15 protein-coding genes, 1 rRNA gene and 1 riboswitch are annotated in these 15,056 nt (G+C 51.0%); all 16 genes read left to right on the forward strand.

Translation table 11 applies throughout. The features are described from left to right. Window positions 1-86, forward strand: a 5S ribosomal RNA gene (rrf, locus tag ACTL32_RS16975); the annotation flags it as partial. A gap of 293 nt (window positions 87-379) precedes the next feature. Further along, window positions 380-961, forward strand: a complete 582-nt coding sequence (locus ACTL32_RS16980; protein ID WP_441342579.1) for a DUF2179 domain-containing protein — start codon at window positions 380-382, stop codon at window positions 959-961. Continuing rightward, window positions 958-1,146: an NETI motif-containing protein gene (locus tag ACTL32_RS16985; RefSeq protein ID WP_441342580.1), complete on the forward strand. Its 189-nt coding sequence runs from the start codon at window positions 958-960 to the stop codon at window positions 1,144-1,146. Before ACTL32_RS16980 ends, ACTL32_RS16985 begins: the two co-directional genes overlap by 4 nt. An 85-nt stretch (window positions 1,147-1,231) precedes the next feature. Further along, window positions 1,232-1,331, forward strand: a riboswitch (purine riboswitch). A 137-nt stretch (window positions 1,332-1,468) separates the two neighbouring features. Then, entirely contained in the window at window positions 1,469-1,957 is a 489-nt protein-coding gene (gene purE / locus ACTL32_RS16990; protein WP_441342581.1) for a 5-(carboxyamino)imidazole ribonucleotide mutase, read from the forward strand. Continuing rightward, window positions 1,954-3,078 (forward strand): 5-(carboxyamino)imidazole ribonucleotide synthase, encoded by a 1,125-nt coding sequence (gene purK, locus ACTL32_RS16995; RefSeq protein WP_441342582.1) that lies wholly within the window; start codon window positions 1,954-1,956, stop codon window positions 3,076-3,078. The genes purE and purK overlap by 4 nt, the downstream gene beginning before the upstream one ends. Before the next feature lie 16 nt (window positions 3,079-3,094). Beyond that, window positions 3,095-4,390, forward strand: a complete 1,296-nt coding sequence (gene purB, locus ACTL32_RS17000) for an adenylosuccinate lyase (protein WP_441342583.1) — start codon at window positions 3,095-3,097, stop codon at window positions 4,388-4,390. Window positions 4,391-4,405: 15 nt separating this feature from the next. Continuing rightward, entirely contained in the window at window positions 4,406-5,122 is a 717-nt protein-coding gene (gene purC, locus ACTL32_RS17005; RefSeq protein ID WP_441342584.1) for a phosphoribosylaminoimidazolesuccinocarboxamide synthase, read from the forward strand. Continuing rightward, window positions 5,119-5,373 (forward strand): phosphoribosylformylglycinamidine synthase subunit PurS, encoded by a 255-nt coding sequence (gene purS, locus ACTL32_RS17010; RefSeq protein ID WP_441342585.1) that lies wholly within the window; start codon window positions 5,119-5,121, stop codon window positions 5,371-5,373. Before purC ends, purS begins: the two co-directional genes overlap by 4 nt. Continuing rightward, the gene (gene purQ / locus ACTL32_RS17015; RefSeq protein ID WP_441342586.1) at window positions 5,370-6,053 is read left to right on the forward strand and encodes a phosphoribosylformylglycinamidine synthase subunit PurQ; all 684 of its coding nucleotides are present in this window, start codon (window positions 5,370-5,372) and stop codon (window positions 6,051-6,053) included. Before purS ends, purQ begins: the two co-directional genes overlap by 4 nt. Beyond that, the gene (purL, locus tag ACTL32_RS17020) at window positions 6,037-8,265 is read left to right on the forward strand and encodes a phosphoribosylformylglycinamidine synthase subunit PurL (protein WP_441342587.1); all 2,229 of its coding nucleotides are present in this window, start codon (window positions 6,037-6,039) and stop codon (window positions 8,263-8,265) included. Before purQ ends, purL begins: the two co-directional genes overlap by 17 nt. Next, window positions 8,241-9,662, forward strand: a complete 1,422-nt coding sequence (gene purF / locus ACTL32_RS17025) for an amidophosphoribosyltransferase (RefSeq protein WP_441342588.1) — start codon at window positions 8,241-8,243, stop codon at window positions 9,660-9,662. Before purL ends, purF begins: the two co-directional genes overlap by 25 nt. Before the next feature lie 12 nt (window positions 9,663-9,674). Then, the gene (gene purM / locus ACTL32_RS17030) at window positions 9,675-10,736 is read left to right on the forward strand and encodes a phosphoribosylformylglycinamidine cyclo-ligase (protein WP_441342589.1); all 1,062 of its coding nucleotides are present in this window, start codon (window positions 9,675-9,677) and stop codon (window positions 10,734-10,736) included. Beyond that, a complete protein-coding gene (purN, locus tag ACTL32_RS17035) occupies window positions 10,726-11,298 on the forward strand; it encodes a phosphoribosylglycinamide formyltransferase (protein ID WP_441342590.1) in 573 nt (190 codons plus the stop codon). The genes purM and purN overlap by 11 nt, the downstream gene beginning before the upstream one ends. A 32-nt stretch (window positions 11,299-11,330) precedes the next feature. After that, window positions 11,331-12,866, forward strand: a complete 1,536-nt coding sequence (purH, locus tag ACTL32_RS17040) for a bifunctional phosphoribosylaminoimidazolecarboxamide formyltransferase/IMP cyclohydrolase (protein WP_441342591.1) — start codon at window positions 11,331-11,333, stop codon at window positions 12,864-12,866. Window positions 12,867-12,881: 15 nt separating this feature from the next. Further along, a complete protein-coding gene (gene purD, locus ACTL32_RS17045; RefSeq protein ID WP_441342592.1) occupies window positions 12,882-14,138 on the forward strand; it encodes a phosphoribosylamine--glycine ligase in 1,257 nt (418 codons plus the stop codon). A gap of 203 nt (window positions 14,139-14,341) precedes the next feature. Further along, window positions 14,342-14,932 (forward strand): GNAT family N-acetyltransferase, encoded by a 591-nt coding sequence (locus tag ACTL32_RS17050; RefSeq protein ID WP_441342593.1) that lies wholly within the window; start codon window positions 14,342-14,344, stop codon window positions 14,930-14,932. Window positions 14,933-15,056 lie beyond the last annotated feature (124 nt).

The raw sequence follows: 15,056 nt of genomic DNA on the forward strand, positions 1-15,056 counted from the left end.
GTTCCCATCCCGAACACGGAAGTTAAGCTCTTTTGCGCCGATGGTAGTTGGGGGTTTCCCCCTGTGAGAGTAGGACGCCGCTGGGCACATCGAAGGCCGTTACCTGAAAAGGTAGCGGCTTTTTTGTGCTTAATCATAAAAGTGGAAAATTGAGGGCATTAACCTCCTCAGAACGAAAGCTGTATTTATTGGCGAATGGCTGCCATAGGTTAAAGGAACTGTATGTCTGATGGACCGATGGTACGATTGTTTTATCGGTTTATATAGTTTTTCAGTGGAATACGGCAAGCATTCCTCAGTGCAAAAAGCCTGTATCATAAGGCCTTAATGCTAAGCGGCAACGCTCTTCTCCTTGCATTCGCCTCTAAATTCAACTAGTATGAAATTTGAAACTCACAGGCAAGAAAGGGTGCAAAAATTGGATATTAATCCGTGGTTGATGGTTTTAATAATATTTACGATCAACATCGTCTATGTATCGTTCCTCACTATCCGGATGATTATGACGTTGAAAGGCTATCGCTATGTTGCTGCAATCATAAGCATGGTGGAAACGGTTATTTATATAGTAGGTTTGGGACTGGTTTTGGACAACTTGGACCAGATTCAGAATCTGATCGCTTATGCTATTGGTTTTGGTTCAGGAGTCATTGTGGGATCCAAAATTGAAGAAAAAATGGCCTTAGGCTATATCACGGTAAACGTCATAACTAGTGACGAGGACCCGACACTTCCGAAGAAACTGCGGGAAAAAGGGTATGGGGTAACCGATTGGATAGCCAATGGGATGGAAGGCGGAAGGCAGTCGATGCAAATTCTGACGCCGCGCAAAATGGAACTTCAATTGTATACAACAATAAAGGAATTAGACCCGAAGGCTTTTATCATCGCTTACGAACCGAAAACGATTCATGGCGGATTCTGGGTGAAACAAGTCAAGAAAGGGAAATTATTTAAATGAGCAAGAATACAGTATGGTTTGAAGTAGGAGAAAATGAATCGATTACTGAATGCTTGGAACGAATGAAGGCAGAGGGATACGCCCCTGTCGGCCGGAAGGAAGAGCCGCTCTTTGAAGAGATAAACGGTGAACCAGTACCGGTCAGGCAAATCGTGAGGTTTAAAGGAAACAAATTAGAGAATTAAATCCATATTCTTGGAAAAGGCGAACGATTAGACCTGAAGGCTTTTCATCGTTCGACTTTATCATTGACTCGCCTTTCATATCTTGTTATGATTATTGAGGATACCCCATATATGCAGAGGAATTGGCCTCTGCGTTTCTACCAGGACACCGGAATGTCTGGACTATGCGGGAAAGCAACTTATGGAGACTTGGCGAAGGATGTGCTTCCATGCCATCATTTTTAAATTCGTTCATACAAACAAGCCCTTAAGTAAACTGCTTTTCACGTTAAGTGAGCAGTTTATTTGAGGGCTTTTATTCGTTTAAAGGAGAGATTGGTCTATGGATCCGCGAATCGGCGTAATAATGGGAAGTTCAAGCGATTGGGAAACGATGAAACATGCATGTGATGTGCTCGACGAGCTGGGGATTGCTTATGAGAAAAAAGTGGTTTCTGCTCACCGTACACCGGACTTGATGTTCAGTTATGCAGCGGAAGCACGGGCGCGCGGATTGCATGTCATCATTGCAGGCGCGGGCGGAGCAGCCCATTTGCCGGGGATGGTTGCTGCTAAAACAACCTTGCCGGTTATCGGCGTACCGGTTCAATCAAAAGCGTTGAACGGGCTGGACTCGCTATTATCAATCGTTCAAATGCCAGGAGGCGTTCCCGTTGCGACGGTAGCGATCGGGAAAGCAGGAGCAGTGAATGCAGGTTTGCTCGCTGCGCAGATTCTCGGGACCGTGGATGCCGATGCAGCGAATGCTCTTGAAGAAAGAAGAAGACGGACACATGATGAAGTACTGAAAAGCACAGGTGATTTGATATGACAAAGACCATTTTGCCAGGACAGACAATCGGCATCATCGGCGGCGGACAATTGGGCCGGATGATGGCGTTGGCTGCAAAAGAAGCAGGATTCAAAATTGCGGTGCTGGACCCCGGCATGGATTCACCGACCGGGCAAGTGGCCGATATTGAGATCATTGCACCTTACGATGATGCTCAGGCACTTGAAGAGCTGGCGGAAGTCAGCGACGTCATCACTTATGAATTTGAGAATATTGACGCTGCCGGGCTTGAAAAACTGATGGAACTTGCCTATGTGCCACAAGGCGCAGAGTTGATCCGGACTACGCAAAACCGCATTTTTGAAAAGCAGGCGATAGCGGATGCCGGGGTTCCGATTGCCGATTATATTGCAGCGAAAACGTTTGAAGAACTGAAAGAAAAGAGCAGCCAGCTGGAATATCCTTTTGTTGTGAAAACAGCAAAAGGCGGATATGACGGAAAAGGACAGCAGCTGGTTTCGACAGAAGCGGAACTGGAACTGGCTGAACCGCTTTTCGGAAATGGTGCTTGTGTGGCGGAAGCTTTCATTGAGTTCGATAAGGAAATCTCAGTGATTATCCAGCGCAACGTCCACGGTGAAGCGGCTATTCTGCCGATTGGGGAGAATATCCACAAAGATCACATTCTCCATGAAACAATCGTGCCGGCACGTGTTGCGGAATCTACGATTGAACAGGCCAAAGCAGCAGCAGGAAAGATTGCAGACCGTCTGGAGATGGTTGGAACATTGGCAGTTGAAATGTTCGTGTTGAAAGATGGCGGGATCCTGGTGAATGAACTGGCCCCACGCCCTCATAATTCCGGGCATTATTCAATAGAAGGAACCAACATCTCGCAATTCCATCAGCACATCCGGGCTATTTGCGGCTGGCCGCTTAGAAAGCCGAAGCTGTGGGCGGATACGGTGATGGTCAATGTACTGGGCGAGCATGTCGCGCCGCTGGCATCCAAGATTTCCCGCTATCCCGACTGGTCGATTCATTTATACGGAAAAGATGAAGCAAAGCATAAACGCAAAATGGGGCATGTCACCATTTTGACGGATGATATCGAGAAAACATTGAACGAAATAGACGAATCCGGCATTTGGCCGGAATAATTGGAGGAACTGGATTATGATCGCACGTTATACACGACCTGAAATGGGTGCCATTTGGACAGAAGAAAACCGCTACAACGCTTGGCTGGAAGTTGAGATTTTGGCATGTGAAGCTTGGGCGGAAATCGGCGATATCCCGAAAGAAGATGTCGCAAAGATCCGGCAAAACGCCTCGTTTTCAGTAGACCGGATTTTGGAGATTGAAGAAGAGACCCGCCATGATGTGGTCGCTTTTACCCGGGCGGTATCAGAGACGCTTGGCGAAGAACGCAAATGGGTGCATTACGGGCTGACTTCAACGGATGTCGTGGATACGGCGCTTTCCTACTTGATCAAGCAAGCGAACGAAATTATCCGAAAAGATTTGAACAACTTTATCGAAATTCTGGCGAACAAAGCCAAAGAACATAAAATGACGGTCATGATGGGCCGTACGCATGGCGTCCATGCTGAACCGACAACGTTCGGCTTGAAACTGGCGCTATGGCACGAAGAAATGAAGCGCAATTTGGAGCGCTTTGAAGCGGCTGCTAAGTCGATTGAGACCGGTAAAATGTCCGGAGCTGTAGGCACGTACGCCAACATTGATCCGTTTGTTGAAGAGTACGTCTGCAAACAGCTGGGACTTGCTGCTTCGCCAATTTCCACACAAACTTTGCAGCGCGACCGTCATGCACAGTACATGAGCACGCTGGCACTCATCGCTACATCAATCGAGAAATTCGCGACAGAAATCCGCGGCCTGCAAAAATCGGAAACGCGCGAAGTGGAAGAGTTTTTCGCCAAAGGGCAAAAGGGATCATCGGCAATGCCGCATAAACGCAATCCGATCGGTTCGGAGAACATGACCGGCCTTGCACGTTTGATCCGCGGCTACATGGTCACTTCTTACGAAAACGTCTCGCTTTGGCACGAACGCGATATTTCGCATTCATCAGCGGAACGCGTCATTTTGCCGGATGCGACGATTGCCTTGAACTATATGCTGAACCGCTTCTCGAATATCGTGAAGAACTTGACGGTGTTCCCGGAAAACATGAAGCGCAATATGGACTCAACGCTCGGCTTGATTTATTCGCAGCGTGTATTGCTTGCCTTGATCGACAAAGGGATGGCCCGCGAAGCGGCGTATGATACGGTCCAGCCTTGTGCGATGGAAGCGTGGGAAAACCAGACGCATTTCCGTAAAATCGTGGAAGCGAACGACACCATCACTTCCCAATTGTCCAAAGAAGAACTGGATGATTGCTTCGACTACAACCATCACTTGCAGCAGGTGGACATGATTTTCAACCGACTTGGATTAAACTAAACGGGGGCTTTGAACATGGAAAAAGGTCAGCTATTGTACGAAGGCAAAGCGAAACGCTTGTATGCAACAGACGAACAAGGCATTTTATGGGTGGAATACAAAGACTCAGCGACAGCTTTCAACGGCGAAAAGAAAGCGGACATTGCAGGAAAAGGCACGCTGAACAATAAAATTACATCATTGCTCTTTGAAAAATTGAAGGAAGCGGGAATCGAGTCCCATTTCGTCAAACAATTGTCTGACCAGGAACAGCTTGTCCGTGAAGTGTCGATCATCCCGATTGAAGTGGTGGTGCGCAACATCGTGGCAGGCAGCATGGCAAAGCGCCTAGGAATAGAAGAAGGCACGCAGCTCGAACGGCCGGTTGTGGAGTTCTATTATAAAGACGACGCACTGGGCGATCCGATTATTACGGAAGACCACATCCAATTGCTGGGTCTTGCGGCTCCGGAAGAAGTGCAGGAGCTGCGCGAAAAAGCCTTGAAAGTGAACGAAGTGCTGATCGGCTTTTTCAAGGAAGTGGGCGTCGATTTGGTCGATTTCAAGATCGAGTTCGGCCGCGATAAGGACGGCAGCATTCTGCTGGCTGATGAAATCTCGCCGGATACATGCCGGCTTTGGGATTCGGAAACGAAACAGAAACTCGATAAAGATGTATTCCGCCGGGACCTCGGCAATTTAACAGATGCGTACGGACTCATTTTAGCTAAATTAGGAGGACAACATTCATGAAAAAAGTAAAAATCTACGTTACCTTGCGTGAAAGTGTATTGGATCCACAGGGCTCAGCAGTGATGGGATCTCTCCATAAAATGGGCTACAGCCAAGTCGAAGATGTGCGCATCGGAAAGTACTTGGAATTGATGATTGCGGACGAGGAAAAGAATGTTGATGCATTGGTCAATGAAATGTGCCATAGGTTATTGACGAACACGGTGATCGAGGATTACCGTTTCGAAATCGAGGAGGCTGTCTCACAATGAAATTCGCAGTAATCGTATTCCCTGGCTCTAATTGCGATTTGGACATGTACCACGCCATCAAAGATGAACTAGGCGAAGAAGTGGACTATGTTTGGCATGATTCAACTGATTTGAGCAAGTACGACGGCATTTTGGTGCCGGGCGGTTTTTCTTACGGCGACTACTTGCGCTGCGGCGCAATCGCCCAGACTTCTGCCATTATGGCGGAAGTGAAAAAAGCGGCAGAAGCCGGCAAACCGGTTCTGGGCGTCTGCAACGGTTTTCAGATCCTGACCGAAGCAGGCCTTCTGCCGGGCGTTCTCCTGCGCAACAAGAACCTGAAATTCATGTGCCACACGGTCGGCCTGAAAGTTGAGAATGCCGACACGATCTTTACGAACCAGTACACAGCAGGCCAGGAAATCCGGATTCCGATCGCACATGGCGAAGGGAATTATTACTGTGACGATGAGACATACGAAAAAATGAAAGCGAACAACCAGATCGTCTTCACCTACGAAGGCGACTTTAACGGCAGCCGCAACAATATTGCGGGCATCATCAATGAACGCGGCAATGTGCTTGGCATGATGCCGCATCCGGAGCGTGCGGTTTCCGATCTGATCGGCGGCAGCGACGGCTTGTTGTTATTTAAATCAATCGTTAAACAGTGGAGGGAATCACATGTCACTCATGCTTGAGCCGAATATCGAACAGATCAAAGACCAGAAAATCTACCGCCAAATGGGCTTGTCCGACGCAGAATTCGAAATGGTGGAAAACATCTTGGGCAGAACACCGAATTACACGGAAACGGGTTTGTTTTCGGTTATGTGGTCTGAGCATTGTTCATATAAAAACTCAAAACCGGTGCTGGCAAAATTTCCGACCAAAGCCCCGCGTGTGCTGCAAGGGCCTGGCGAAGGCGCCGGCATCGTCGATATCGGCGACGGCCAAGCGGTCGTCTTCAAAATGGAATCGCATAACCACCCATCCGCCATCGAGCCTTACCAGGGCGCAGCCACAGGCGTCGGCGGCATCATCCGTGACGTCTTCTCGATGGGTGCCCGCCCGATTGCGATGCTGAATTCACTCCGCTTTGGCGAATTGCAGACCCCCCGCGTCAAATATCTTTTTGAGGAAGTAGTGGCCGGAATTGCGGGCTACGGCAATTGCATCGGCATTCCGACAGTAGGCGGCGAAGTGCAATTCGACGCTTGCTACGACGGCAATCCATTGGTCAACGCCATGTGCGTCGGCCTGATCGACCATAAAGACATCCAAAAAGGCGTCGCTTCCGGCGTCGGCAACCCGGTCATGTACGTCGGCGCAAAAACCGGCCGCGACGGCATTCACGGAGCGACGTTCGCTTCCGAGGAATTGACGGATGCATCTGAAGAGAAACGCCCGGCTGTCCAAGTGGGAGATCCGTTCATGGAAAAGCTCTTGCTAGAAGCTTGCCTGGAACTGGTCAAATCCGATGCACTTGTCGGGATCCAGGACATGGGTGCAGCCGGCCTTACATCATCGTCAGCAGAAATGGCTTCAAAAGCCGGCTCCGGCATCGAAATGGATTTGGATCACGTCCCGCAGCGCGAGCGCGATATGACAGCGTATGAAATGATGCTGTCGGAATCACAGGAACGCATGCTGATCGTCGTGAAAAAAGGCCGCGAACCGGAAATTGTCGAGCTGTTCGAGAAGTACGGCCTGGATGCGGTAACGGTCGGAACAGTAACAGATGATTCGACACTGCGTTTATTGCATAAAGGAGAAGTCGTGGCGGAAGTGCCGGTCGATGCGCTTGCAGAAGACGCGCCGGTTTACCATAAACCATCAAGCGTGCCTGCTTATTTCACGGAATACCAGCAGCTCGAAAACGTGGAGCCGAAAGTCACCGATTACAATGAAACCTTATTGAGTTTATTGCAACAGCCGACGATCGCTTCGAAAGAATGGGTCTACGATCAATACGACCACCAAGTGCGCACGAGCACCGTGGTGAGCCCGGGATCGGATGCGGCAGTCATCCGCGTGCGCGGCACGAACAAAGGCCTTGCAATGACGACTGACTGCAACTCGCGCTATATCTATCTGGATCCGGAAACCGGCGGCAAGATCGCGGTTGCGGAAGCGGCGCGCAACGTTGTTGTATCTGGTGCAAAACCGCTAGCAATCACGGATTGCTTGAACTTCGGAAATCCCGAGAAGCCGGAAATCTTCTGGCAGTTGGAAAAAGCGGCGGACGGCATGTCGGAAGCCTGCACGATTCTTGATGCGCCGGTAATCGGCGGAAACGTCTCTTTATACAATGAAACAAACGGCACAGCGGTTTACCCGACGCCGACCATCGGTTTGGTCGGGCTCGTGGAAGATCTCTCGCATGTCACGACGCAGGACGCGAAAAAAGCGGGCGATCTAGTTTATATGATCGGCGAAAGCTTCACAGAATTCGGCGGCAGCGAACTGCAGAAGATGGTTGAAGGACGCATCTTCGGCAAAGCGCCGAGCATCGATTTGGACGTGGAAGCGCAGCGCCAGGCGCAGATTCTCTCAGCAATCCAGCAGGGCCTTGTCGCTTCGGCGCACGATGTAGCCGAAGGCGGCGTGGCTGTAGCGCTTGCCGAGAAAGCGTTCGGCAAAGGGCTTGGGATCGATGTTACACTTTCTGGTTCTGCAACGACAGCTTTATTCAGCGAATCACAATCCCGTTTCATCCTTACTGTTTCTCCTGGCAATGCACAAGCGTTTGAGGGAATTGTCACGGACGCCAAGAAAATCGGAACGGTCACTGAAGGCAATCAATTAGTGATCAAAGGCGAAGACGGTACGGCATGGATCAACGGTTCAGTCGATACGCTTCGCGCAGCCTGGAAAGGAGCAATCCCATGCTTGCTGAAATCAGAAGCTTAAATGAAGAATGCGGCATTTTCGGAATTTGGGGAAATGCGAATGCGACCCAGCTGACCTATTACGGGCTGCATGCATTGCAGCACCGCGGCCAAGAAGGCGCCGGAATTGTTTCGACAGACGGCAACAACCTGCTTCCCTTGAAAGGGGAAGGCATGGTCAGCGAAGTGTTTACACCTGAAAAACTCGTGAAAATCGCTGGCCAGGCGGCAATCGGCCATGTCCGCTATGCGACGGCGGGCGGCAGCGGCATCGAAAACGTCCAGCCGCTGCTCTTCAACTCGACAACCGGCAGCCTGGCAATTTCGCATAACGGCAACCTGGTCAACGCAAACCATTTGAAGGGCCACCTGGAACGCCAAGGAAGCATTTTTCAGACAACGTCCGACACGGAAGTGCTGGCGCATCTGATCAAAAGAAGCGGCTATGAATCGTTTGAAGAAAAAGCGAAAAATGCCTTGTCGCTCTTGAAAGGCGCTTTCGCCTTTTTGATCCTGTCAGAAGAAGCGATGTATGTCGCGCTCGATCCGAACGGCCTTCGTCCGCTTTCCCTTGGGAAACTCGGCGATTCATGGGTAGTGGCGTCTGAAACGTGCGCATTCGATATTGTCGGAGCGGAGTTTGTCCGTTCTGTCGAGCCGGGTGAGTTTTTGATCATCAATGATGACGGCATGCGCGCTGAACGTTTCGCTTATCCGGATGAACGCGCAATCTGTACGATGGAATATGTTTATTTCTCCCGCCCGGATTCAGACATCGATGGCATCAATGTCCACGCTGCCCGCAAACGCCTCGGCAAGCAGTTGGCGAAAGAGATCCAGATTGATGCGGATGTGGTCACCGGGGTGCCGGACTCGAGCATTTCTGCGGCGATCGGCTATTCGGAAGCAAGCGGAATTCCTTACGAACTCGGCTTGATCAAGAACCGTTATGTGGGACGCACGTTCATCCAGCCTTCGCAGGATTTGCGCGAACAAGGCGTCAAGATGAAATTGTCTCCGGTCCGCCAAGTTGTGGAAGGGAAGCGCGTCATCATGGTCGATGATTCGATCGTGCGCGGCACCACTTCCCGCCGGATCGTGAATTTATTGAAAGAGGCCGGGGCGACGGAAGTGCATGTTGTCATCTCTTCGCCGCCGATCAAGAACCCGTGTTTTTATGGCATCGACATCTCGACGGCCGGCGAATTGATCGCTGCGAACAATACAGTTGAAGAAATGCGCGAAATCATCGGCGCCGATTCACTGACATTCTTGTCGGTGGAAGGTATGGTCCAAAATATCGGCCGCACCGACCCGGGTTCGAAATGCGGGCATTGCCTAGGGTGTTTCACAGGCGAATATCCGACGAACATCTATCCGGATACGGTATTGCCGCACGAAAAAGAAAAAGTGAAATAAGGGGGAACCGGTGTGTCAAAAGCATATGAAAAAGCAGGCGTCAATATTGAAGCAGGCTATGAAGCGGTCAACCGAATGAAATCGCATGTCGAGCGCACAGCGCGAAAAGGCATGATGGGTGCGTTCGGAGGCTTCGGGGGCATGTTCGATTTATCGGCGCTAAATTTGAAGGAACCGGTCCTTGTTTCCGGAACAGACGGCGTCGGGACGAAATTGAAACTGGCATTCATGGCCGACAAGCATGACACGATCGGCATCGATGCAGTGGCCATGTGCGTCAATGACATTGTCGCCCAAGGCGCTGAACCTCTGTTTTTCCTGGATTATATTGCAGTAGGCAAGGCGGTTCCTGAGAAGATCGAACAGATCGTCAAGGGCGTCGCTGATGGCTGTGTCCAGTCCGGCGCAGCACTGATCGGCGGGGAAACTGCAGAAATGCCGGGACTGTATGAAGCGGATGAATACGACATTGCCGGTTTTGCAGTAGGGGCCGCCGAGAAGTCGGCCATCGTCACAGGCGAAAACATCCGTCAGGGCGACGTGTTGATCGGCCTTGCGTCCAGCGGCATCCATTCGAACGGCTATTCGCTGGTCCGCCACATCATGTTTGAAGAACACCATTACCAGCTCGAAGGGATTGTCGAAGGCTTTGAAGACCTTGGGCCGATCGGCAATGAGCTGTTGAACCCGACCAAGATCTATGCAAAAACCGTCGCTTCAATTCTGGCTGCCAGCAGCGTCAATGGCATGGCTCATGTGACCGGCGGCGGATTCATCGAGAACTTGCCGCGCATGATGCCGGAAGGGCTGGGCGCTGAAATCGGGCTCGGCACGTGGCCGGTGCTCCGTATCTTCGAATTGCTTCAGGAAAAAGGGAAGCTTTCGCACCGCGACTTGTATTCGGTCTTTAATATGGGCATCGGCTTTGTGCTGGCGGTTTCGCCGGAACGGGCGGAAGAAGTGCTCCAGGCAGCGGAAGCGTGCGGCGACCGGGCATACCAAATCGGCACCGTTTCCGGAAAAGCAGGGGTCCAATTCGTCGGTGAACAGGATGGGACGCTGGATGGCCAATAAAACCAAAATTGCCGTTTTCGCTTCTGGAAACGGCTCTAATTTTCAAGCGATAGCAGAAGCAGCGCAAAGCGGCGCGCTGGATGCAGAAGTCGTGCTAGCCGTCTCGGACCGACCACAGGCATTTGTTGTGGAGCGGGCAAAGGAAATGGGTATCGAGACGCTTGTGTTCACCGCTTCACAATACGGCTCGAAAGCGATGTATGAAGAAATGCTCAAAGGCAAACTACTTGGACTTGGTGTGGAATGGATCGTTCTCGCAGGATATATGCGCCTGATCGGCCCTGTGCTCCTTTCCGCATTCGAGAACCGCATCGTTAATATCCATCCGTCTGCCTTGCCGGACTTTCCCGGCAAGGATGCAATCGGACAGACCATATCTGCCGGTGCGGAAACAGCAGGAGTGACGGTGCATTTCGTGGATGACGGCATGGACACCGGGAAAATCATCGCCCAGGAATGTTTTCCGGTAAACGGACGCACCAGGGATGAAGTAGAAGCGGAGATCCATGAAATCGAGCATCGGCTTTATCCGGCAACTTTACAGCAATTATTCAGCCGGTGAATTCACCGGCTCTATTTTTAGGAGGACATACTTTGAAAAAGAGAGCATTATTGAGCGTATCAGACAAATCCGGCATATTGGAGTTTGCGCAGGAACTTGAGAAAATGGGTTATGAAATCTTATCGACTGGCGGCACGAAGCGTTTCTTGGAAGAGAATGGCGTGGGCATCATGGCTGTTGATGAAGTGACCGGATTTCCTGAAATTCTTGAAGGCCGTGTAAAGACGCTTCACCCGCTGATCCACGGCGGGCTGCTCGGCAAACCGGACGATGCAGAACATCAGCGGCAGATGGCCGAAAACGGTATTTCGCCGATTGACATTGTCTGCGTCAATCTCTATCCATTCCGCGAGACGATCTCCAAACCGGACGTATCGGTCGAAGACGCCATCGAAAACATCGATATCGGCGGCCCGACAATGCTGCGGTCTGCTGCAAAAAACCATGCTTATGTGACGGTCATCGTGGACGCATCGGATTACGCCATCGTCATTGAGGAATTGCGGGCGGGCAGCAAAACGACAGCAGAAACCCGCCGCCGCCTCGCGGCTAAAGTGTTCCGCCATACCGCAGCCTATGACTCCTATATCTCCAATTACTTGACGGAATTGACAGGCGAAGATTTCCCGGAATCGCTGACGCTTACATATGAATTGGCGCAGCCGCTCCGCTACGGCGAGAACCCGCACCAGAAAGCGGCTTTTTACCGCAGCGCACTCGGTTCCGATTTCTCGATTGCGAATGCAGCGCAATTGCACGGCAAGGAATTATCGTATAACAATATCCAGGACGCCAACGCAGCTTTGCAGATCATCAAAGAGTTCTCGATGCCTGCAGCTGTTGCGGTGAAGCACATGAATCCATGCGGCGTCGGGACTGGCCAAGGGATTGCGGAAGCTTTTGCAAAAGCGTATGAAGCGGATTCCACATCGATTTTCGGCGGCATCGTAGCGCTGAACCGTGAAGTGGATGCTGAAACGGCCCAGCAGTTGAGCACGATTTTCCTTGAAATCATCATTGCACCTTCTTATTCACCAGAGGCATTGGAACTGCTGACCCAGAAGAAGAACATCCGCTTGCTGACGATACCGTTCGAACGGGTCCGCCAGGATAAATGGAACACGGTCACCGTGGAAGGCGGCCTGCTGCTCCAGGAACCGGATGCCTTCGGCTATAAGGATGCCGACATCCAAGTCGCGACAAAGCGCCAGCCGACAGAAGCGGAGCTCGAAGCGCTGAAGCTCGGCTGGAGCGTCGTCAAACATGTGAAATCGAATGCCATTGTCGTCTGTGATTCCAATATGACGCTGGGCATCGGAGCGGGGCAAATGAACCGCGTCGGGGCTGCGAAAATCGCGTTGGAACAGGCAGGAGAGCGTGCAGAAGGCGCAGTGATGGCTTCAGATGCATTTTTCCCGATGTCCGATACCGTAGAAGCGGCAGCACGTGCAGGCATCAAAGCGATTATCCAGCCGGGCGGTTCGAAAAAGGACCAGGACTCGATCGACAAAGCCGATGAATACGGCATCGCCATGGTATTTACCGGCGTCCGCCATTTCAAACATTAAGCAAGGGGGCACACCATGAAGGTCTTAGTGATCGGAAAAGGCGGGCGTGAACATGCCATCGCCCGCCAATTTTCAACATCCGCTTCTGTGTCGAAAGTATACGCGGCACCGGGCAATGATGGAATGGCAGAAGATGCTGAACTCATCGGCATTGATGAACTGGATTTTAATGCATTGAGCGATTTTGCCGTACAAAACGGCATCGATTTTACCTTTGTGGGGCCCGAACAGCCGCTGGCTGCGGGCATCACTGATTTTTTTGAAGAACGGGGCCAACGAATTTTCGGGCCAACAAAAGCAGCAGCCCAAATTGAAGGCAGCAAAGCGTTCGCCAAAGAATTGATGAAGAAATACGGCATCCCGACGGCAGCTTATGAAACCTTTACGGAAGCTGCACCGGCAGTGGAGTTCATTCGGAGCCACGGAGCGCCGATTGTCATCAAAGCAGATGGCTTGGCAGCCGGAAAAGGCGTCGTAGTTGCAGGGAGCGAAGAAGAAGCGATTGCGGCTGTGAACGATATGCTCGAAGGGCAGAAGTTCGGCGAATCAGGTTCGCGTGTGGTCATTGAAGAATTCCTCGACGGGGAAGAGTTTTCGTTCATGTCGTTTGTAAAAGGGGGGCGCATCTATCCGATGCCGATCTCCCAGGACCATAAACGGGCATATGACGGGGACCGGGGACCGAATACCGGCGGCATGGGGGCTTATTCACCAGTGCCGCAAATTTCGGAAGAGGTTGTTGATGAAACCTATGCCCGGATTGTCAAACCTGCGGTCGAAGCGATGCAGGCAGAGGGCACGCCGTTTGATGGCATCCTTTATGCCGGGATCATCTTGACGGCACAAGGTCCGAAAGTGATCGAGTTCAATGCCCGTTTCGGCGATCCCGAAACGCAAGTTGTCCTGCCGCGCATGGAATCGGATTTTGGCCTATTCATGAATGCGCTGCTGGACGGCGAAGAATTCGACCTGAAATGGGGCCGTGCTGCGGTGCTGGGCGTCGTAGTGGCAGCAGAAGGCTATCCGGAAAGCGTCCAAAAAGGCGCACTGCTTCCGGACACCGAGCTGCTGGAAGGCGTACAAGTGACGCATGCAGGCACCAAAAAAGGCCCTTCAGGCTTTGAAGCCAACGGAGGCCGGGTGATTTTTGCTTCGGCAAGCGCCGGAACGCTGGAAGAAGCGCAGGCTGCAGTGTACCGGGAACTCGGGAAGCTCAAATGGGACGGTTTCTTCTACCGGTCCGATATCGGCTGGCGTGCAATGAAAAACTGAATATGTTATACTATTAAATGACACAAATTCGTTAAGGAAATGTGTCATTTTTTATTTGATAAGCCGCCCTTGGCCTATCAAATCCGAGTTGAGGATTTTCAACAGCCCACTTTTACCTCTAATTACACTTCAGAACGAAACGGCAGCAACCGACTCCAACAACAAAATCAGCAGGGCACCACAAGTCGAAAGGAGCACAAACTATGAATTGGTATGAAAAATTGAATCAGTATTTCCCGGTAGAAGAAATGAAATCAAAAGAGCATATGGACACATTGCTGAAAGAAAAAGGAAGTGTCTACTTCAAAGATGAGGGACCGTACCACGTCTTGATGTATGCAGAATTCCCGAGCTTCACATTTGTCGACTACTTGTTCGTTTCAAAGGAATCCCGCGGCATGGGGCTCGGCAAAAAAGCGCTTCAATTCTTGAAAGACAAGAACAAGCCGATCATCCTGGAAGTGGAGCCGGTCGACTATGAAGACACCGACTCCGAGAAGCGCCTGCGTTTCTACGCTCGCGAAGGATTCGAGCATGCGTCTTCCATCGGCTATTGCCGCCGTTCGCTTGCGACAGGCGAGGAGAATTCCATGGAAATCCTTTACTGGGCGCCAAACAACGAATCAGAAGAAGAGATTTTCGAATCGATGAAAAAGATGTACGGCGAGATCCACACTTACAAAGACGAGCATTTCTACGGCGAGTCGTACGATCCGGTTTCCAAGGTACTGACTTTCGAAGAAGAAAGCAAAACAGACGTTTTAGAGCCGTTCAACAACCCCGTATCGAAATAAACGGAATCCACGCGGAATGCGTGGATTTTTTGTGTCCCTTTAGAATCAGAATCTTCTAATATTATGGCATCTTCTCTGTATTTCTATGCATTGTTATGCTACGATATTATGTATGGAAATAGAA

This window comes from Planococcus sp. FY231025, assembly GCF_052078085.1.
Taxonomy (GTDB): Bacteria; Bacillota; Bacilli; order Bacillales_A; family Planococcaceae; genus Planococcus.